The organism is Tatumella ptyseos ATCC 33301 (assembly GCF_000735525.1).
GTDB lineage: Bacteria > Pseudomonadota > Gammaproteobacteria > Enterobacterales > Enterobacteriaceae > Tatumella > Tatumella ptyseos.
The window spans coordinates 216,449-237,009 of sequence record NZ_JMPR01000028.1; the positions used below are offsets into that span (position 1 = coordinate 216,449).

The following is a 20,561-nucleotide window of genomic DNA, read 5'->3' on the forward strand; positions in this document are numbered from 1 at the left end:
TCTGATATGTCTGTTTTAGTGACGGGGGGAGCAGGGTACATTGGTTCCCACACGGTACTGGCGCTCCTTGAACGCGGAGATGAGGTTGTTGTCCTGGATAACCTCTGTAATGCCTCTGAAGAATCACTGCGACGCGTGGCCACTTTAGCGGGGAAAGCCCCTGTATTTATACAGGGGGACATCCGTGATCGCCAATGCCTGAAAAAGTTATTTGCAGAACATCAGGTGACTGAGGTTATTCACTTCGCTGCGCTGAAAGCGGTAGGTGAATCGACACGTATGCCTCTGGAATATTATGAAAATAATGTTGCCGGTACCGTTATTCTGCTGGAAGAAATGCGTGAAGCCGGCATAGGGAACTTTATTTTCAGTTCTTCAGCGACGGTTTACGGTGAAAATGCACCGGTGCCTTATGTGGAAACCACCCCGATAGGGGGGACGACCAGCCCTTACGGAACATCGAAACTAATGATTGAGCAGGTTATGCAGGATTTCGCTCGTGCGGATGAACGCTTCAATGCTATTGCTCTGCGTTATTTCAATCCGGTAGGAGCACATCATTCGGGTGAGATCGGTGAAGATCCTGCCGGTATCCCGAATAACCTGCTGCCTTATATTGCTCAGGTCGCCATCGGTAAACTGGAAAAACTGGGTGTTTTCGGTGATGACTACAATACACCGGATGGCACCTGCCAGCGGGATTATATCCATGTGGTCGATCTCGCAGAGGGGCACCTGAAAGCCCTGGATCATCTTAAGAAAGGCCATGGTTGCCGTGCTTATAATCTGGGGGCGGGTAAAGGGTATTCCGTACTGGAAATGATCAAAGCCTTTGAGAAAGCATGTGGCAAGGAGATCCCGTTTGAGATTAAACCCCGCCGCAGTGGTGATTTGCCGGCCTTCTGGGCCGATCCCTCACTGGCGGAGAAAGAGCTGGGATGGACAGTCACCCGCGGGATTGACGAAATGATGCGCGATACCTGGCGCTGGCAGAGTAAAAATCCGAACGGATATCGGTAATACTGATCACAGGATCTCCCCGGCAGGGGCTGTCTCAGCCCCTGCCACGGCAGAATATTCATTATAGTGAGTGGCAAATCTCTTCAGGCATCCCGTCTGTAGCGGTAACGTATTTCTAAGATCTAATAAGCTACTCATAAGAATCCGGAATGTAATTACATGAAGTATAGTCCCGGTTATTTGGTTGATATTATTTCTGTATTGACTGAAAAGGAACTTAAAGTCAGGTATAAAAGTAGTTTTCTCGGCTATCTATGGTCTGTTGCTAATCCTCTGTTATTTGCATTAATTTATTATTTTATTTTTAAATTAGTGATGAGAGTACAAATACCAGATTATACAGTTTTTCTTATCACAGGATTATTTCCCTGGCAATGGTTTGCAAACTCAGTAAATAATGCATTGTTTTCGTTTCTTGCTAATGCTCAGGTGATTAAAAAAACAGTATTTCCCCGCTCAATCATTCCGTTTTGTAATGTATTTATGGAGTTTCTGCACTTTCTCTGTACCTTGCCGGTGATTGTTGCCTTTCTGATTTTTTACGGGATATCTCCGTCGGTCAGCTGGCTATGGGGCGTACCCTTGATAGGCCTGGCACAGATGATGCTGACCTTAGGTATTGCGCTGGCTATTAGCTCGCTTAACCTGTTCTTCAGAGATTTGGAGCGGTTTGTTCCTCTGGGTATCATGCTGATGTTTTATTGCACCCCGATACTTTATTCTGTTGACCTGATCCCTGATAAATATCAATGGCTACTGACCATTAATCCGGTCTCTGAAATGATGCTGGCATGGCGGGACCTGTTTATGAAAGGCGTGATCCATTATCAAAATATTGCCTGTATCTACCTGCGGGCAATACTGGTACTGCTTGCGGGTTGCTATATATTCAATAAGCTAAAGTTTAAATTTGCTGAGATATTATGATGAGTGCTGCTATTGAATTCAGGGATGTTTCGAAAGCCTATCCTTTATATCACCATATCGGGACCGGAATTAAAGACCTTATTTTTCATCCACGTCGTGCAATGAATTTACTTCGGGGACGCAAATATACGGCAATAGAAAATATTAGCTTTACTGTAGAGAAAGGAGAAGCGGTTGCGTTGATAGGGCGTAACGGTGCCGGTAAGAGTACTTCACTCGGGCTGGTGGCGGGTGTCATTAAGCCCAGCAGTGGCAGTGTCATTACTCATGGTCGGATTGCATCGATGCTGGAGCTGGGGGGCGGTTTCCATCCTGAACTGACCGGCAGAGAAAATATCATCCTGAATGCCACTCTGCTGGGCCTGAGAAAGAAACAGGTGATGCAGAAGCTGGAAGGCATTATCGCCTTTTCAGAGCTGGGTGATTTTATTGATGAGCCTATTCGCGTTTATTCAAGCGGTATGCTGGCAAAGCTGGGTTTTTCTGTCATCAGTCAGACGGACCCGGAAATCCTGATCATCGACGAAGTCATGGCAGTGGGTGACATTGCCTTCCAGAACAAATGTCTGGAGACCATCCGTGAGTTTAAACAGCGCGGTGTCACTATCCTGTTTGTCAGCCACAACATGATGGATGTCGGAAAAATTTGTGACAAGGTTATCTGGATCGAAAACCATCGGCTGCAGGCTGTCGGTAAGGCAGACGATATTATTTCACAATATATAAATATGATGTCTTAATATGAAAAAGTTCAGAATTTACACCAGCTACCATAAACCCGGGGCTTTCCTGTCTGCTCCCTCTGTCATTCCGTTACATGTGGGGAAAGCCACCAGCCTGAATACTCTCTGCTGTGAGGGGGATGACAGGGGAGACAATATCTCCTATAAAAATCCGTTTTACTGTGAGCTGACGGCGCAGTATTGGGCATGGAAGAACGGGGAGCCTGCAGAGTACGTCGGTTTTATGCATTATCGGCGACATCTTAACTTTTCTGAGCAGCAGGACTATGAAGAAGACCTCTGGGGAGTCGTGGTTCAGCCAGAGATTGATACAGCCTACGAGGAAAAATTTCAGCTAACGGATGCGGGTATTGAGCGCTGCCTGCAGCAGACAGATATTTTATTGCCTAAAGCCTGGCCGGTGTCGAATGCCGGCAGCAGAAATAATTATATTCATTACGGAGCAGGTGACGATCTGCACATTGAAGATTATGATCTGGCGCTTGCCACCTTGTATGAACTTTACCCTGACTACAGGCCGGATGCGGAAATATTTAATCAGGCAGACTGCGGGTACTACACCAATATGTTTGTCATGAAGCGGGAATTATTTAATGAATATTCAGAATGGCTCTTCTCGATCCTTGAAGCTCTGGAGAAAAAAATTTCTTTCAGAAACTACAATGCCCGGGAACAACGGGTCATAGGACATATTGCAGAGCGGCTATTCAATATCTTCATTTTGCACAAAAGGTCGCAACGGCCGGAACTTGTTATCAAAGAGGTGCAGCGTACTTTTATAGAAAAAGAAACATTTAACGGAAAAATACCTCCCGCGTTTGACGGGCGAGCAGTACCTGTGGTGATCTGTTTTGATGACAATTACAGTATTTCCGGTGCCGCACTGATTCATTCATTGTTAAAAAATTCAGATGACCAGAGAAACTACGATATTGTTATTCTGGAAAATGGCATTTCTTCTCTTAACAAGCAAAGATTATACAGTCTGGTAAAAGATAAGAAAAGTTTTAGTTTGAGATTTTTTGATATTAATACCTTTACTGAACTGAGTGAGGTGCATACCAGAGGCCACTTTACCTCTGCGACTTATGCCAGACTGTTTATTCCGCGTCTTTTTTCTCTTTACGACAAAGTGTTATTCATCGATGCGGATACGGTAACAGAAGAGGATGTCGGAAGCGTCTATGACACTGACCTGGGCGATCATCTGGTGGCGGCGGTCCGGGATATTGTCATGGAGGGATTTGTTAAATTTGGCGCTATTTCCGATTCTTCCGACGGGCAGATGCCGGCACGGAAGTATCTGCTGAAAACCCTCGGGATGACGAGGACAGAAAATTATTTTCAGGCAGGTATTATTCTCTTTAATATCAGTCAGATGAATAAAGAAAATACGTTCGATACCCTGATGGAAGCCATGAAGGAAAAACATTACTGGTTCCTTGATCAGGATATTATGAATAAGGTGTTTTATGACCGGGTATTTTATTTACCGCTGGAATGGAATGTCTATCACGGTAACGGAAATACTCATGACTTTTTCCCGAATCTGTGTTTTTCAACCTATATGGAATTTCTTTCTGCCCGCCTCCATCCGAAGCTGATCCATTATGCCGGGGAAAATAAACCCTGGAATACTATTCATGTCGATTTTTATGATAATTTCGAAAAATACCTTTCAGGCACTCCGTGGCAGCGGGAGCTTTATTGGCGGCTGGCGGGAAAACCTGTACCGGGATCACACGGGGCTACGATGCCGTCCGGTGAAGAAGTATTACTATTACAGACCAGGATAAAGCGGAAGTTAATGCCTTTACTTAACCGATGTGCACCGACCGGGAGTCCGCAACGAAATTTTCTGATTAAGTATTATTATGCAATCCGCAGACGGATCCTAGGGTGAATGATGGGTAATAAAAAAAGTATTCTCATCGTGGGTGCCGGACTGACCGGGGCCGTTATCGCCCGGGAACTGGCCGAAGCAGGGCATGGTATCTGTATTATTGATAGTCGTTCACATATCGCAGGTAATTGCTACAGTGAACGGGATGCCCGGACGGGTATCATGATCCATACCTATGGTCCTCATATATTTCACACCGATAATCAGACGGTATGGGATTATATTCAGCGGTTTTGTACCATGATGCCGTATATGAATCGGGTCAAGGCTACTGCGGCAGGACAGGTATTTTCACTGCCGATTAATCTGCATACGATTAATCAGTATTTTCATACCACCTGTTCACCGGGACAGGCAAAAGCCTTAATTGACAGTAAAAGTGATAAATCGCTGACTGATCCGCAAAATTTTGAACAACAGGCATTACGTTTTATTGGCAGGGAGCTCTATCAGACTTTTTTTGAGGGCTATACCCTTAAGCAATGGGGCATCGCTCCTTCTGCATTACCGGCAGCCATACTGAAGCGATTACCGGTCAGGTTTACTTACGATGATAATTATTTCAGCCACCGTTATCAGGGGATGCCACGTGACGGATATACCGCTCTGGCTGCGGCAATACTGGATCATCCCCTGATCTCAGTAGAACTCAATCGATCCTTTCAGCCGGAAGATCGTGGCTGCTGCGATCATGTGTTTTTTACCGGGCCGTTGGATGCTTATTATCAGTTTGCCTATGGCCGTCTTGGCTACCGGACGCTGGATTTTGAGAAATTCTACGATGAGGGAGAGTTCCAGGGAACGGCGGTTATGAATTACTGCGATCCGGATATCCCTTTCACGCGTATTACCGAACATAAGTATTTTTCCCCCTGGGAGACCCATCAGGGATCCGTTTGTTACCGGGAATACAGTCGTCAGTCTGAGCCAGGAGATATCCCATATTATCCTGTTCGTCAGGTGGATGAGCAAACGATGCTGGCGCACTATGCGGCTCGTGCGCGGCAGGAAACACAGGTTACTTTTGCCGGACGCCTCGCGACATACCGTTATATAGATATGGATACCTCTATCGCAGAAGCACGGATAGCGGCAAACCGATACCTTCGGTCACTGCAGGACGCTGTGCCGATGCCGGCCTTTGTGGTGGATATCGTATGAAAATCACACCATTGATAGTGACCTATAACCGGCTCGGGAAGCTACAGAAAACCCTGGCAGCGACCCTTGCCTTACCGTTCGATGCCGTCGTGGTGATTGATAATTACTCAACAGACGGGACCCGGGAGTGGCTGAAAGCACAAAGTGCTCCGCATCTCCACTGTTGTTTCAGTCCGGAAAATAGCGGTGGGGCAGGCGGATTTTCCCGTGGGGTGGCTTATATTGCGGAGCATCTGACCACTGACTGGGTGGTGTTTTACGATGATGATGCGTGGCCGGACCCCTCTTTTATTGATAATTTTTCCCGCATCGCCACAGATAAATACGAACTCTATTGTGCCAGAGTACTGTCAGCCGACGGACGTCTCAGCCCGATGAATGTGCCCTGGTCCGCTCCGCAGGACACATTCTTCGCCGCGATACATTATTTATTTAATAAAAAGGCCTTTATCCCGGCCCCTGATAAAGCCTCCGGGGTCTGTACGTTTTCGTTTGTCGGGGGGATAGTCAGTTCACGGCTGATCCGGGAAAGCTGTGGCTTAATAGAGAAAGATTTCTTTATTTATTTTGATGATGTCTGTTACTCCTGGCGCCTGTTCTCACGGGGAAACCCTATTCTCTATCATCCCGAACTGCTTATGCATCATGATGTTCCTTCGGTGGCGAGCGGGCAGCCTGCATGGAAACACTATTACCTGTTGCGTAATTTATTACTGTTCCGGCGCTTGCTGAACTGCCCGCCGTTTTTTGGCCGGACAGCAATAGGGCTGCGCATAGTCCATAGCCTGCTGAGGGCACTGAAAAGCCCGCAGCGGTTTTATTGCCTGCGCTTACTGGTTAAGGCTGTTTGTGACGGCCTTTCCCATAAACGCCCCGTTTCGGGGAAACCAGGCATATGAAGAAGATTTGTTATTTCATTAATTCAGACTGGTATTTTGACCTTCACTGGCTGGCGCGTGCGCTTTCTGCCAAACATCATGGCTATGAAGTTCATATCATTACCCGTATTTCTGAAAAGAAATACCACAGACGATTTACCCGGTTAGGCCTCTGTTGCCATGCCTTACCGTTGAAAGAACGTTCCTGCAATATTTTCGGTTTTATTTCTGTACTGGTGTTCTCTTTCCTCCTGTTACGGCAGATTCACCCGTCCTTAATCCATGCGGTGACCATTAAGCCGGTGATTATCGGAGGACTTTATGCGCGCTTGTTCTCTGTCCCTTTTGTCGCAAATGTTGTCGGTCTGGGGCGGGTATTCGGGGCGGGAAACAGGTTTTACCGGTGCCTGAGGAAAGTGGTTTGCCTGTGTTATGCCTTTATTTTAATGAACCCGCGTAGCCGTATTATTTTCGAACATACTGATGATCTTGATACGTTCCGGCAGAACGTGAAATTTCCATTGTGCCGGGCATCGGTCATCGATGGCTGTGGCGTTGATGTGGAGCAATATGCTTTCAGCGAAGAAGTGACCCCCGGCCAACCGGTAGTGTTGTTTGCCAGCCGAATGTTGCAAAAAAAAGGACTGGCAGCACTGGTACGGATTAAACAGCAGCTTGCACAGGAAGGGGTTGGTTTTACCCTGCGTGTGGCAGGGATTATGGTGGCGGATGACCCTGATGCTATCCCGGCGACAGAAATCATGCGCTGGGAGGCCACCGGTGATATTGAATGGCTGGGTACCTGCAATAATATGGAGTTCCTGCTGAGGAGTGCCAGCATCGTTGCCCTACCTACTCTCTATCAGGAAGGGGTACCGCGCATATTAATTGAAGGGGCTGCAAAGGGAAGAGCATGTATTGCTTATAATAGTGGCGGTTGTAACAGTATTGTTATTAATAATGTTAATGGATTCCTGATAAACCGCGGCGATGAAGATCAGTTTCGCCGGCAGTTAAAAGTACTGATAGAGGATAAAAAATTACGGCGGCGTATGGGGCAGCAGGGACGAATGCTGGTGGTAGAGAAATTTTCGGCGGCGCGGGTGATAACGAAGACCCTGAATATCTATCGGATATTGATGGCTCGCTAAGCTGCCAGCCCTGTCGCTGAGACAGGCATCGTACAGAACACCGGCATATCCGCATGCTCTGATAAGCCCCGCCGGAGGTTTGTTGTCCGAATTGTGCTGATTTACTGGAGTAAATCGCCCGGTGCTGTTAGTTTTAATTTCAAATTTTCTTTATTATAAGTAAATTATGGGTTCAACAAAATTTGTACCCTGAGTCTTCAGACAGGAGAAAGTGATGTCCAAGCAACAAATCGGTGTAGTAGGTATGGCTGTAATGGGTCGTAACCTTGCCCTGAATATCGAGAGCCGTGGTTATACCGTCTCTGTTTTTAACCGTTCACGCGAAAAAACGGACGAAGTGATTGCTGAAAATCCGGGCAAAAAACTCGCGCCTTACTACAGTGTCGAGGAGTTTGTTGAGTCTCTGGAAAAGCCACGTCGTATTCTGCTGATGGTACAGGCCGGTGAAGCAACGGATAAAACGATCGCTTCTCTGACTCCGCATCTGGATAAGGGCGATATTCTTATCGATGGCGGTAACACCTTCTATAAAGATACCATTCGTCGTAACAAAGAACTGTCTGAGCAGGGCTTCAATTTCATCGGTACCGGTGTTTCCGGTGGCGAAGAAGGGGCACTGAAAGGCCCATCCATCATGCCTGGTGGTCAGAAAGAAGCTTACCAGCTGGTTGCGCCTATCCTGGATCAGATTGCTGCCCGTGCCGAGGGTGAAGCTTGTGTGGCTTACATTGGTCCGAACGGTGCCGGCCACTACGTTAAAATGGTACATAACGGTATCGAATACGGCGATATGCAGCTGATTGCAGAAGCCTACTCTTTACTGAAAGGTGCCTTAGGCCTGAGCAACGAGCAACTGGCTGAAACTTTCAGCGAGTGGAATACCGGTGAGCTGAACAGCTACCTGATCGACATCACCAAAGATATCTTCACCAAGAAAGATGACGAAGGAAACTATCTGGTTGACGTTATTCTTGACGAAGCCGCCAACAAAGGTACCGGCAAATGGACCAGCCAGAGTTCTCTGGACTTAGGCGAACCACTGTCGCTGATCACTGAATCTGTCTTTGCCCGTTACCTGTCTTCTCTGAAAACTCAGCGTGTTGCAGCGTCTAAAGTCCTGACCGGACCGGTAGCAAAAACCGTCACTGAAGACAGCGCAGGCTTTATCGAAAAAGTTCGTCGTGCCCTGTACCTGGGTAAAATTGTATCTTACGCTCAGGGCTTCTCTCAGTTGCGTGCGGCGTCTGAACAATATGACTGGGATCTGCAATACGGTGAAATTGCGAAAATCTTCCGTGCCGGTTGTATTATCCGTGCCCAGTTCCTGCAGAAGATCACCGATGCTTACGCAGAAAATGCGGAAATCGCTAACCTGCTGCTGGCACCGTACTTCAAAAATATCGCTGATGAATACCAGCAGGCGCTGCGTGACGTTGTTGCTTATGCCGTGCAGAACGGTATTCCTACGCCAACGTTCTCTGCCGCTATCGCTTACTATGACAGCTACCGTTCAGAAGTCCTGCCTGCAAACCTGATCCAGGCGCAGCGTGACTATTTCGGTGCACATACCTACAAGCGTATCGACAAAGACGGTGTTTTCCACACTGAGTGGTTAGATTAATTTCAGCATTGATAGTCTGAAATCTGCAAGACCCGGGGCCAGTCTCCGGGTTTTTTTATCCCCTGTCTCCGTGCAACCCGTCTGCCATCACCTCCGGCCAGTGCGCTGTCCGGTGATGAATATACTTAATCGCCGGGACGGATAATCAGCCGTTATCCTGTGAATGACCCGAAATCTTCCTCCTCTCAGGACCATGGCCGGGCAGGCAATTCGCATTGACGTGGTCTTAAATTCCGGTTTTGTGACCGGAGAATGTTCAGCAGACCTCTGAAGCAGTATTGTATGCAGGCCCGGGATCAGTGCAATATAAAGCCCGGCGACCGGCGGACAGGAGTCCCGGGAAAATGGCATTCGCAGAGGAGGGAGTCATGTCAGCACCACAGGTTACCGCGATCATCACGACGTTCAATGCCGAACATTATATCGCTGAAACACTCCACACGATTACGTCACAGACCTTACAAGCTATCCAGATTATTATTGTTGATGATGCTTCCACCGATAATACTGTCAGAATTCTCAGCGAGTGTTGCGCGACGGATGAACGGGTGACCGTGTTAGTGAATGAGGAAAACAGAGGGGCAGGCTATTCACGTAACCGGGCGATGGCTCTGGCGAAGGGCGATTTTGTTATTTTCCTGGATGATGATGATCTCTGTGAAACAGAGATGCTGGCGCAAGCCTATGGTCACGCGATTTCAGCCGGGGCAGATGTGGTTGTTTTTCGCAGCGATAATCTGGACTGCCTGACACACCAACGTACTCCCGCGCCATGGACGATCCTTGCAGAGTCATTACCGGCATCCATGACCTTTACCGCGTTTGAAACACGTAAAAATTTTTTCCGGACCTTTATCTGGTGGGCCTGGGATAAACTGATCAGACGGGACCTGATCCTGCGTTCAGATTTACAGTTCCAGGAGATCCGCACCAGTAATGATTTGTTCTTTGTCTGTGCGCTGTTATTGCAGGCGAAGGCTATTTCGGTGTGCGAAGCGTCGCTGATAAGTCATCGGGATAACCGGGAAGGCTCGTTGTCCAATACCCGCGAGCTGTCCTACGAGTGTTCGCTACAGGCGATCCGGGCGCTTTATTGTCATCTGACCAGCCAGCCGGTTTATCTGCCGCTGCAGCGGGATTTTATTAATTACAGTATCGACTTCCTTAGCTGGAGTCTGTCGACGCTGAAACACTGGCCGGCCTATGCAGATTTTTATCGGCAGATCCGCACGTTCTGCCTGCAGCTCCCCGCTATACCGGCGGCGGATATTGAATCCGAATACCTTGCGGCCTGTTATCAGGACCTGACCTGCGGGGATCCCGAAACGACACTGATGAAACTGAAATGCCGGCTGGAGCAGGATCTTCGTCATCACACTGCCAGCGAGGCCGCTAACCAGCAGCAGTGGCTTGCTGAAGCAGAGCGTGCAGCCTCGCAACAGGCGGAGCTGAGGGAGCAAAACAGGCTGATGGCATCGGAACTTGAGCGGTTGCAACAGCAGGTAGCAGAGCAGCAGATTCACATCCGTGAATTACAGGCGTTAAATGAGCAGTCTCAGCGGAAAAAGACCGTTGCAGGGCAGTTACGTTCGCTGGCGGGGCGCCTCAGGAAGTAGGTCCGCTTCCTGCGGCACCGCCGGACTAACTCAGGGGACCAGCAGGGGGCCTTGACGGCCGGCTTCTCCACCGGCCAGACGGACGACCAGCAGGCCTGCAGTGGCAAAACGTACCCAGTGACGGGCATACAGCAGTCCGTCCTGTCGGCAAATCAGTGGTGTCAGCTGATCAGTGATCGGGTCGAGAATTTCCGCCACTATCTCACCGGCATGGATCCACTCGCCGGGTTCACGGGTATAAAGGATGACACCGGCATGCGGTGCCGTCAGATATTCACAACCCGCCAGGTCGGCTTTTAACGGGGCAGGCACCTCAGGCAAGGGGGGCGTCTCACCGGAAATATATCCCAGCGCTGTCAGGCCATTAATGATAGCACGGGCATCTTCACGGGCCTGATCATGACTGACATCGCGGGCACCCCGCAGTTCCAGTGTGACGGGTTTCAGCGCCTCCGGTAACGGATAAGCCTCGCCAAAGCGCCGATGAAGCGTATACCAGGGGTCGGCACAAGCTTCGTCAAACGGTTCGCCGCCGGAAATATCTGCAATCAGGGCTGTGCGGCATCCCAGATGATGACCTAATACCGACACCTCTGGCCAGGCCTGCGGTGTGGTATACAGATGGGCGACAGCCTCCCAGTCACAATGAATATCAATCATCAGGTCAGCCTTACAGGCCATACGCATCAGTATTGCCCGCTGTGACTGCAGTTCAGTGGCCGGGGTATAATCATCGAAATACCGGTCAATGGCCTGGCGGATCACCCGCTTATTGTCGCTGATATTCTGGCTCAGTTCCGGCCCGGCAATCTCTGCCAGTGACTCACCGATAGCCGGAAACTGACGGTTAAAGTCCTGACCTGACAGGCTATCGAAACGTCCCAGCGGCTGGCCCTGTATCTGTTGAGAAAATCCGATCGGGTTCGCGACCGGGACCAGCGTAATTTTTGCCCGTAATTGCCCCTGACTTTCCAGCGCACTGAGTGCATGTTTCAGGTACCAGGCGACGGCCACGCCGGGCAATTCATCGCTGTGTAATGCGGCCTGGATATACACCTGTTGCTGATCATCATGACCGAATTCATAACTGACGATTTTTCGTTCGGTACCGAACGTCGTCGACAGTATCGGAGTGTTGTGTTGTTGCATAGCGTGTGGGTCCTGGCTCAGGGGGATAGTAGCGGACAGACTGCGAAGCAGGGAAGTCAGGCAGTAAGACCGGAGGAACTCCTCCGGTCGCAGAGCGTATTACTTCACAGAAATATCGGTGGTGAAGTATTTTTTCTGGAGTTTATCAAAGGTACCGTTGGCTTTGATTTTTGCATAAGCATCATCCAGGGCGGTGCGCAGTTCGGTGTCCCCTTTACGCAGACCGATAGCGGTGCCCGGGCCGATGATCGGATCTTCCACAGCCGGGCCGGATAACTCAAAGTCTTTGCCGGCGGGCGATTTCAGGAAGCCGATACCTGCCTGTGCGCCGTCGGTGAATTCTGCATCAATACGGCCGGCGACAAGGTCATTCTCGACCTGAGCCTGGTCGCCGTAAGGGACGACATTAACGCCGTAAGGCTGCCATTTCAGACGTGCATAGCGTTCCTGAACGGTGCCCTGTTCAACACCCACGGATTTCCCTTTCAGAGATTCAGCAGTAGGTAACAGTCCTGAACCTTTGCGGGCGACCAGCATGACCGGGGTGTTATATACCGGTACGGTGAAATCGATCTGTTTCAGACGTTCCGCAGTGATCCCCATATCCGACAGAATAGCGTCAAATTTACGGGCTTTCAGTGCCGGGATCATTCCGTCGAACTCATTTTCAACCCAGACACACTTCACATCCATCTGCTGACACAGGGCATTACCCAAATCGATATCGAAGCCAACCAGTTTTCCGTCAGCGGTTTTGGACTCGAACGGCGGATAGGTCGGGTCTACCGCAAAGCGAACCTGAGTGAGTGCTGCCTGGCTGAGTAACGGAGCGCCGGCCAGCAGAGCGGTCAGCAGTGACAGGCGTAACTTACGGGTGAACGTCATAATTTGCAGATTCCTGATTATTTTAATGTTGTAATAAATTATCCCTCCCTGTGCCGGGAGGTTCTGTTGCGGAGCGGTGACACTTCGCGTCCTGCCAAAAAGACTGCTTTATACAGTCCATCGTTAATCTAGCAATAATTACGGTCTTGTGACAGGGCTATGCGACAACTCTCTGTATTCCGCTGCGGGACAGACTTTGGCCCGGCTTTCAGGCAACGGTATTGATAGCGGGAAGGCGGGAAACGGGAGGTGATACAAATGGCGCAATGCGTCGGGCGTGTCCGGTGGCAAACGGCGACAGGCAGGAAGCAGGCCGTGGCGGTGATACCGTCACGGCCTGTTGTTACCGCAGGGTCCGCCACACTGAGCGGCGGACTCTGCGGCAGGCATTATTTCTTCTGGTGACGATCACGCAGATTATTGATGACTGCACTCAGATCCAGTTCCTGATCCTGTAACAGTACCAGCAGGTGATAGATCAGATCAGAGGCTTCATTGGTCAGCTCGAAGCGATCATTCACCGTGGCGGCCAGTGCCGTCTCAACACCTTCTTCACCGACTTTCTGGGCAATACGCTTTGTGCCGCGGGCATACAGACTGGCCGTGTAAGAACTGTCAGGATCGGCCGACTTACGGCTCGCCAGCAGTTGTTCCAGCTGGTACAGGAACCCCCAGTCACTGGATGCGGGTGAGAAACAGCTGGAAGTGCCGGTATGGCAGGTCGGGCCAATCGGGTTCGCCAGAATCAGCAGGCTGTCGTTATCACAGTCCGGCGTGATACTTTCAACCTGCAGAAAATGCCCGGAAGATTCGCCTTTTGTCCACAGACGCCCTTTGGTACGTGACCAGAAGGTGACTTTACCGCTGCTCAGTGTCTGCTCAAGTGCCTGTGCATTCATATAACCCAGCATCAGAACTTCGCCGGAAACCTTGTGCTGAATGACCGCAGGGATCATTCCTTCTGTTTTTTCCCAGTCAAGCCGGGAGAGTTGTTCTGCCGTTAACACGCACGGATCTCCACACTGTTGGATTGCAGGAACGCTTTCAGCTCTGCAATATTAATGACTTGTTTATGAAATACGGAGGCCGCAAGCGCGCCATCGATATTTGTCTCCCGGAACGCGTCAAGGAAGTGTTGCATGGTCCCGGCTCCGCCGGAGGCGATAAGCGGAACATGGCAAAGTTCACGGACAGCTTTTAACTGCTTCAGGTCATAACCGTTACGCACGCCATCCTGGTTCATCATATTCAGTACGATTTCACCGGCACCGCGCTTCTGCACTTCCTGTACCCAGTCGGTGGTCTGCCATTGGGTCACCCGGGTCCGTGACTCGTCGCCGGTATACTGGTTAACGTGGTACAGGCCGGTATTTTCATCATACCAGGTATCAATACCGACCACGATGCACTGAACCCCAAAGCGGTCCGCCAGACGGGTGATCAGCTCAGGGTCGGCAAGAGCCGGGGAGTTAATCGAAATCTTATCCGCGCCGAAGGAGAGGATTTGTGCCGCATCTTCCACGGATTTGATCCCGCCGGCGACGCAGAAGGGGATATCGATCACTTCAGCGACGCGTGACACCCAGCTTTTATCCACCACCCGGTCATCCGAAGAGGCCGTGATATCGTAAAAGACCAGCTCATCGGCACCTTCTTCCGCATAGCGCTTTGCCAATGGCACAATCTCGCCGATGATTTCGTGGTTACGGAACTGTACTCCTTTGACCACCTGACCGTCACGTACATCCAGACAAGGTATTATCCGTTTTGCCAGCATGCGATAGCCTCCGTCACTGTAAATTTACCTTCGAGCAGTGCACGACCGACGATCACACCGCGGACACCGCTATCACGTAATGCGGCGATATCTTCCAGTGAACCGATGCCGCCTGATGACTGAAAGGCAATCTCCGGGTACTGCGCGGTGATTTCCTGATAAAGCTCAACGTTTGAACCGGCCAGCGTGCCGTCACGCGAAATGTCGGTACAAAGCACATGTTTCAGCCCGACCGACTGATAGTCTTCGATCACCTGTTCCAAAGTCACACCGGCGGCTTCCTGCCAGCCGCTGATGGCAACTTCTTTACGCTGCTGCTCATCAATACGGATGTCCAGTGCCAGTACGATCGCATCCGGCCCGAACTCAGCAAACCACTGCCTGACTTCTTCCGGTTGTTTTACCGCCGTGGATCCGACCACTACACGGGCAGCGCCTGCACCCAGCAGTGCTGCCACATCTTCACGGCTGCGGATCCCGCCGCCCACCTGAACCGGGGCCGGGACCCCGGCCAGCAAGGTTTTCAGCAGCGGGATCTGGCGTGCCGCCGGATCTTTGGCGCCGGTTAAATCCACCAGATGCAACACCTGCGCGCCTTCCTGCTGGTAGGCCTGCAACCGTGGCAGCGGATCATTACCGTAATCACGTTGCTGTGCGTAATCTCCCTGGTGAAGACGAACGACTTTACCTTCTATTAAATCAAGTGCGGGGATAATCATTACATCTCCAGGAAATTTTTAATTAACTGTGCGCCCGCTTTGCCTGAACGCTCGGGGTGGAACTGGACACCGTAGAAGTTATCCTGCTGCACGGCCGCAGAGAACGGCTGGCCATAATCACACTGTGCAATGGTCGCTCCGGTCACCGGCATCGCGTAGCTGTGCACAAAGTAAAAATAGCTTTCCGGCGCAATATTGCGGAATAACGGATGGCCTGCCTGTGCCGTCAACTGGTTCCAGCCCATATGTGGCAGGGGCAGGGAGCCGGTTTCCATCAGTGATACCGGTGCATGGATAATGTCCAGAGTATCGATACCGGTTGACTCTTCACTGCGCTGTGCAAGCAGTTGCATCCCCAGGCAGATACCCAGCACTGGCTGAGTACAGTTACGGATAAGTTCGATCAGCTCACGTTCACGTAATTGATCCATTGCTGCTCTGGCGGTACCTACGCCCGGCAGAAACAGCTTGTCAGCATTCAGCACCACGTTTTTATCGCGGCTGACGATAGGCTGATAGCCCAGACGTTCAATGGCCCATTTTACGGATGACAGATTTGCGCACCCGGTATCAAGAATAACCACATCCATTACAGAACTCCTTTTGAGCTCGGCAGTGTGTTCCCGTTCACCTGAATTGCCTGACGAAGCGTACGGCCAAAGGCTTTAAACAGACTTTCGGCACGGTGATGGTCATTATGCCCTTTGGTCTTCAGGTGCAGGGTACAGGCCATGCTGTACGAGAGTGAACGGAAAAAGTGTTCGATCATCTCGGTACTGAGGTCGCCGACGCGCTGATAGTTAAACTCTGCTTTATACACCAGGTAAGGGCGTCCGGAGATATCCAGCGCACAACGAGCCTGACACTCATCCATGGGCAACACAAAGCCGAAACGGCCGATACCGCGTTTATCACCCAGTGCTTTCAGTAATGCTTCACCCAATGCCAGGCCGGTATCCTCAACCGTATGGTGATCATCAATGTAAAGATCACCTTTAACATCGATATTCATCCGTAAGCCGCCGTGAGTAGCAATCTGATCCAGCATGTGATCAAAAAAGCCGACACCGGTACTGATTTTGCTTTCGCCTTCACGATCCAGCCAGACTTCAGCCGTAATACGGGTTTCTTTGGTATTACGCTGGACCAGAGCGTGGCGATCTTTACGGGTCAGACGTTCGGCGATGGCAGGCCAGAAGTTCTCTTCTTCACCGTAACGAATACCTTTGATACCCATATTTTCGGCAAGCTGAATATCCGTCTGGCGGTCGCCGATGACATAGCTGTGTTCTTTATCCGGCACACCGGCCTGCAGCCACGGCTCAACCAGTTTTGTCGCCGGTTTGCGGCAGTCACAGTGGTCTTCCGGTTTATGAGGGCAAATCAGCACTTCATCGAAGGCGATCCCCTGCGAGGTAAAGATCTGCATCATCAGATTGTGTGGACCATCGAAATCCGCTTGCGGAAAACTGTCGGTGCCCAGCCCGTCCTGATTGGTGATCATCACCAGCCGGTAGCCGGCAGCCTGCAGACGCAGCAGTGCCGGGACGACACCTGGCTCGAAGGCCAGTTTATCCATACGGTCGACCTGGAAGTCTTCAGGGGGTTCAGAAATCAGGGTGCCGTCACGGTCAATAAAAAGGGTTTTCTGGCTCATGCTTGCTCCGCCAAAGTCAGGTTATTCAGGGCGGTGATCAGGGTTTCACACTCCTGACGGGTACCGATAGAAATTCGTAAACATCCCGCCAGGCCGGGGTTCTTATTCTGATCACGTAAAATGATCCCCTGGTCCCACAGTGCGCGGAAGACGCGCGGTGAGTCGGTGAATTTAGCCAGCAGATAGTTAGCATGGCTTGGGTACACCTGCTCTGTCAGGGGGGATGCCTGGAGTTGCTGCAGCAGCCATTCACGGGTGCTGTTAAGCTCCGCCACATGCCTGCGCATTTCAGCCAGCCCTTGTTCGCTCAGAGCACTGGCAGCAATTTCAGCCACCGGGGTGGAGAGCGGATAAGGGGCTATCACTTTTAACAGCACATCGATCACTTCCCGGTTTGCCAGAGTAAAACCGCAACGCAGCCCGGCCAGAGCAAATGCTTTAGAGAGGGTGCGCAAAATGACCAGGTTCGGGAATTCGTCCAGCCAGCTGACCAGTGAAGCGTCAGGACAGAAATCGATATAGGCTTCATCGGCAATCACCAGGGCTTTTCCTGCCGTGGCTGCCAGAAGCTGACGGATATCGTCCGGATTAACCAGGTTACCGGTCGGGTTGTTCGGGCTGCACAGATAAATCAGTTTAACCCCGTCCAGTTGTGACAGGATGGCAGGCAGATTCAGTTGCCAGTCATCGAGCGAGCGAACGGTCAGGGTTTCTATCGCCAGTGTTTCTGCACTGACGCTATACATGCCGTAGGTTGGCGGACAAAACATGACTTTATCCTGACCCGGCTCGCAGAAGGCCCGCATCAGGAGTTCGATACCTTCGTCGGCCCCGCGGCTGACCAGCACCTGCTCTTTATTCAGCCCGCAGTAAGCGGCATACCGCTCAATCACCTGTGCCGGCTGGCATTCCGGGTAACGGTTCAGGGTCTGCTGGGTAAAACTGAAAGGGACGGCCAGCGGATATTCATTCGCATTCAGCCACACATCACCGTTGCCGCCTAAGCGTCTTGCTGACTGATAAGGCGTCAGCTCCCGCACATTTTTGCGGGCAAGTTGCCCGATAGAACCCGTCATACATTATCCTCCAGTGCTTTCACCCGTAATGTCACGGCATTCTTGTGCGCATCGAGCCGCTCAGCCGCCGCCAGTTCTTCAATCGCCGGAGCCAGTGATAAAAAACCTGCCGGAGAAAGTTCCTGAATGGTCATCCGTTTCTGAAAGTCGGCCAGACCCAGACTTGAATAGGTCGCGGTGTAGCCGTAAGTCGGCAAAACATGGTTGGTTCCCGAGGCGTAGTCCCCGGCAGACTCCGGTGACCAGTCACCCAGGAACACAGAGCCGGCACTGGTAATCTGGTCAACCCATTGGCGGGCATCACGGGTCTGAATGATCAGGTGTTCAGGGCCATACTGATTAGATATAGCGATGCATTGCGCCAGGTCATCGGCCACGATCAGCCGGCTACTTTCCAGCGCCTGACACGCGGTCTCTGCACGGGGCAACAGAGTCAGTTGAGCCGTTATTTCCTCAGCCACCTGCTGCGCCAGTGTCGCTGACGGCGTCAGCAGAACCACTTGCGAGTCCGGGCCGTGCTCTGCCTGAGACAGCAGATCAGAGGCAACAAACGCAGGGGTGGCCTGTTCATCGGCAATGACCAGCACTTCTGACGGACCGGCCGGCATATCGATGGCCGCGCCTTCCAGCCGCTGACTGACCTGGCGCTTGGCTTCGGTCACCCAGGCGTTACCCGGACCAAAGATTTTATCGACTTTCGGTACGGTATCGGTGCCGAACGCCATCGCACCAATGGCCTGCGCGCCACCCACCTGAAAGACTTCGGTCACACCGCACAAACGTGCTGCGTACAGGATCTCGTCGGCAATCGGTGGCGGTGAACAGAGCACAACTTTTTCACATCCGGCAATTCGTGCCGGTGTTGCCAGCATCAGGACGGTGGAAAACAGGGGGGCAGATCCGCCCGGAATATAGAGACCGACCGAGCGAATAGGGCGGGTGACCTGCTGGCAACGTACGCCCGGGCGGGTTTCGATATCCACGCCAGGAAACACCTGCGCCTGATGAAAAGCATCGATATTAGCGACTGCTGTCTGCATCGCCGATTTCAGTGATCCACTGACCCGGGAGACCGCGGCATCGATTTCGGCGGCACTGACAGCAATCGTTTCAGGGCTTACTTTATCAAACTGCGCACTAAACTGACGCAGCGCATCATCACCCCGGCTAAACACCTGGTCGAGCACATGCTGTACGGTCTGGCTGATGGTGTCTGAAGAAGCCAGCGCAGGGCGTTTCAGTAAAGCCTGTTGCTCGTCAGCAGAACACTCATTCCAGCGAATAATAGTGTCGAAGCGGCTCATCTCTTACTCCATCATTTTTTCAATGGGCAGAACAAGGATGGAACTGGCACCCAGAGATTTCAGTTTTTCCATCGTTTCCCAGAACAGGGTCTCGCTGCTGACCATATGCATGGCGACACGGGCCTGGTCACCCGCCAGTGGCAGTACGGTCGGACGCTCTGCGCCAGGCATCAGGGCAATGACTTCTTCCAGGCGCTCAGATGGCGCATGCAGCATAATGTACTTGGATTCACGTGCTTTAATGACGCCCTGGATACGGGTCAGCAGTTTGTCGATCAGGTACTGTTTTTCTTCCGGCATTTCGCCTTCGCGCTGGATCAACACCGCTTTGGAGCGATAAATGACATCCACCTCGCGCAGGCCATTGGCTTCCAGTGTCGCCCCGGTGGACACCAGGTCACAGATGGCATCGGCCAGACCGGCACGGGGAGCAACTTCGACGGAGCCGTTCAGCATACAGGGTTTAAAAGAGAGGTTTTTGCTATCAAAGTAGCGTTTCAGCAGATGCGGGTAGGAGGTGGCGATGCGTTTGTTATCCAGACATTCCGGCCCGGTATATCCGGCATCGGCAGGCATCGCCAGTGATAAACGGCAGCCCCCGAAATCCAGACGGCGCAGAGTCGTGTAACCGGCATTTTCGCCCTGGGCCTGGCGGGTCAGCAGTTCTTCTTCCAGCACGTTTTCGCCGATAATTCCTAAATCAACGACACCGTCCATCACCAGGCCCGGAATATCGTCATCGCGTACCCGCAGAATATCGATAGGCATATTTTCTGCGAAGGCAATCAGGCGCTGTTGCTGCAGATTAATTTTAATGCCGCAGCGGCTAAGCAGTTCTCTGGAATCATCACTCAGACGGCCTGATTTCTGCATTGCAATACGGATACGTTTATTATCTAACATCTGTCCTGTCCTCTGCTTATTTTTCCTGTACGGAATTTATTATTCTGAAATCGTTGTCCATAAAAAAACCC

General features: G+C 51.2%; 20 protein-coding genes. 9 read left to right on the forward strand and 11 right to left on the reverse strand.

Going from position 1 to position 20,561, the window contains the following annotated elements; all coding sequences use genetic code 11:
• The first annotated feature begins 6 nt into the window (after positions 1-6).
• Positions 7-1,020 (forward strand): UDP-glucose 4-epimerase GalE, encoded by a 1,014-nt coding sequence (gene galE / locus GTPT_RS08750; protein ID WP_025903419.1) that lies wholly within the window; start codon positions 7-9, stop codon positions 1,018-1,020.
• 6 nt (positions 1,021-1,026) lie between these two features.
• Here the strand turns inward: galE and GTPT_RS17915 are convergent, their stop codons facing one another.
• Positions 1,027-1,158 (reverse strand): hypothetical protein, encoded by a 132-nt coding sequence (locus GTPT_RS17915; RefSeq protein ID WP_256360150.1) that lies wholly within the window; start codon positions 1,156-1,158, stop codon positions 1,027-1,029.
• Positions 1,159-1,179: 21 nt separating this feature from the next.
• Here GTPT_RS17915 and GTPT_RS08755 point away from each other — a divergent pair, with 21 nt between their 5' ends.
• The 8 genes from GTPT_RS08755 to GTPT_RS08790 all read left to right on the forward strand — a co-directional run bounded on the left by GTPT_RS08755 (position 1,180) and on the right by GTPT_RS08790 (position 11,020).
• Entirely contained in the window at positions 1,180-1,947 is a 768-nt protein-coding gene (locus GTPT_RS08755; RefSeq protein WP_025903420.1) for an ABC transporter permease, read from the forward strand.
• Entirely contained in the window at positions 1,947-2,687 is a 741-nt protein-coding gene (locus tag GTPT_RS08760) for an ABC transporter ATP-binding protein (RefSeq protein ID WP_025903421.1), read from the forward strand. Before GTPT_RS08755 ends, GTPT_RS08760 begins: the two co-directional genes overlap by 1 nt.
• Position 2,688: 1 nt before the next feature.
• Complete coding sequence (locus tag GTPT_RS08765; protein ID WP_029990595.1) at positions 2,689-4,593, forward strand: DUF4422 domain-containing protein; 1,905 nt, start codon at positions 2,689-2,691, stop codon at positions 4,591-4,593.
• A gap of 3 nt (positions 4,594-4,596) precedes the next feature.
• Complete coding sequence (gene glf / locus GTPT_RS08770; RefSeq protein ID WP_029990596.1) at positions 4,597-5,754, forward strand: UDP-galactopyranose mutase; 1,158 nt, start codon at positions 4,597-4,599, stop codon at positions 5,752-5,754.
• Positions 5,751-6,653, forward strand: a complete 903-nt coding sequence (locus GTPT_RS08775; protein ID WP_029990597.1) for a glycosyltransferase — start codon at positions 5,751-5,753, stop codon at positions 6,651-6,653. Before glf ends, GTPT_RS08775 begins: the two co-directional genes overlap by 4 nt.
• Positions 6,650-7,783, forward strand: coding sequence for a glycosyltransferase family 4 protein (locus tag GTPT_RS08780; RefSeq protein WP_029990598.1), 1,134 nt, complete (start codon positions 6,650-6,652; stop codon positions 7,781-7,783). Before GTPT_RS08775 ends, GTPT_RS08780 begins: the two co-directional genes overlap by 4 nt.
• Positions 7,784-7,997: 214 nt before the next feature.
• Positions 7,998-9,404: an NADP-dependent phosphogluconate dehydrogenase gene (gene gndA / locus GTPT_RS08785; RefSeq protein ID WP_025903426.1), complete on the forward strand. Its 1,407-nt coding sequence runs from the start codon at positions 7,998-8,000 to the stop codon at positions 9,402-9,404.
• Positions 9,405-9,748: 344 nt separating this feature from the next.
• A complete protein-coding gene (locus tag GTPT_RS08790) occupies positions 9,749-11,020 on the forward strand; it encodes a glycosyltransferase family 2 protein (protein ID WP_051170789.1) in 1,272 nt (423 codons plus the stop codon).
• Positions 11,021-11,050: 30 nt separating this feature from the next.
• Here GTPT_RS08790 and GTPT_RS08795 read toward each other — a convergent pair whose 3' ends face one another.
• The 10 genes from GTPT_RS08795 to hisG form a co-directional block, all read right to left on the reverse strand.
• A complete protein-coding gene (locus GTPT_RS08795) occupies positions 11,051-12,169 on the reverse strand; it encodes a succinylglutamate desuccinylase/aspartoacylase family protein (protein ID WP_029990600.1) in 1,119 nt (372 codons plus the stop codon).
• 99 nt (positions 12,170-12,268) lie between these two features.
• Complete coding sequence (locus GTPT_RS08800; RefSeq protein WP_025903429.1) at positions 12,269-13,054, reverse strand: ABC transporter substrate-binding protein; 786 nt, start codon at positions 13,052-13,054, stop codon at positions 12,269-12,271.
• Positions 13,055-13,443: 389 nt separating this feature from the next.
• Positions 13,444-14,061 (reverse strand): bifunctional phosphoribosyl-AMP cyclohydrolase/phosphoribosyl-ATP diphosphatase HisIE, encoded by a 618-nt coding sequence (gene hisIE, locus GTPT_RS08805; protein WP_025903430.1) that lies wholly within the window; start codon positions 14,059-14,061, stop codon positions 13,444-13,446.
• A complete protein-coding gene (gene hisF, locus GTPT_RS08810; protein ID WP_025903431.1) occupies positions 14,055-14,831 on the reverse strand; it encodes an imidazole glycerol phosphate synthase subunit HisF in 777 nt (258 codons plus the stop codon). The genes hisIE and hisF overlap by 7 nt, the downstream gene beginning before the upstream one ends.
• Positions 14,813-15,550: a 1-(5-phosphoribosyl)-5-[(5-phosphoribosylamino)methylideneamino]imidazole-4-carboxamide isomerase gene (gene hisA / locus GTPT_RS08815; protein WP_029990601.1), complete on the reverse strand. Its 738-nt coding sequence runs from the start codon at positions 15,548-15,550 to the stop codon at positions 14,813-14,815. Before hisA ends, hisF begins: the two co-directional genes overlap by 19 nt.
• Positions 15,550-16,140 (reverse strand): imidazole glycerol phosphate synthase subunit HisH, encoded by a 591-nt coding sequence (gene hisH, locus GTPT_RS08820; RefSeq protein WP_025903433.1) that lies wholly within the window; start codon positions 16,138-16,140, stop codon positions 15,550-15,552. The genes hisA and hisH overlap by 1 nt, the downstream gene beginning before the upstream one ends.
• Complete coding sequence (hisB, locus tag GTPT_RS08825) at positions 16,140-17,207, reverse strand: bifunctional histidinol-phosphatase/imidazoleglycerol-phosphate dehydratase HisB (RefSeq protein WP_025903434.1); 1,068 nt, start codon at positions 17,205-17,207, stop codon at positions 16,140-16,142. The genes hisH and hisB overlap by 1 nt, the downstream gene beginning before the upstream one ends.
• Positions 17,204-18,283, reverse strand: coding sequence for a histidinol-phosphate transaminase (gene hisC, locus GTPT_RS08830; RefSeq protein ID WP_029990602.1), 1,080 nt, complete (start codon positions 18,281-18,283; stop codon positions 17,204-17,206). Before hisC ends, hisB begins: the two co-directional genes overlap by 4 nt.
• Positions 18,280-19,587, reverse strand: coding sequence for a histidinol dehydrogenase (hisD, locus tag GTPT_RS08835; protein ID WP_029990603.1), 1,308 nt, complete (start codon positions 19,585-19,587; stop codon positions 18,280-18,282). The genes hisC and hisD overlap by 4 nt, the downstream gene beginning before the upstream one ends.
• A 3-nt stretch (positions 19,588-19,590) precedes the next feature.
• Positions 19,591-20,490, reverse strand: a complete 900-nt coding sequence (hisG, locus tag GTPT_RS08840) for an ATP phosphoribosyltransferase (protein ID WP_025903437.1) — start codon at positions 20,488-20,490, stop codon at positions 19,591-19,593.
• Positions 20,491-20,561: the final 71 nt, after the last annotated feature.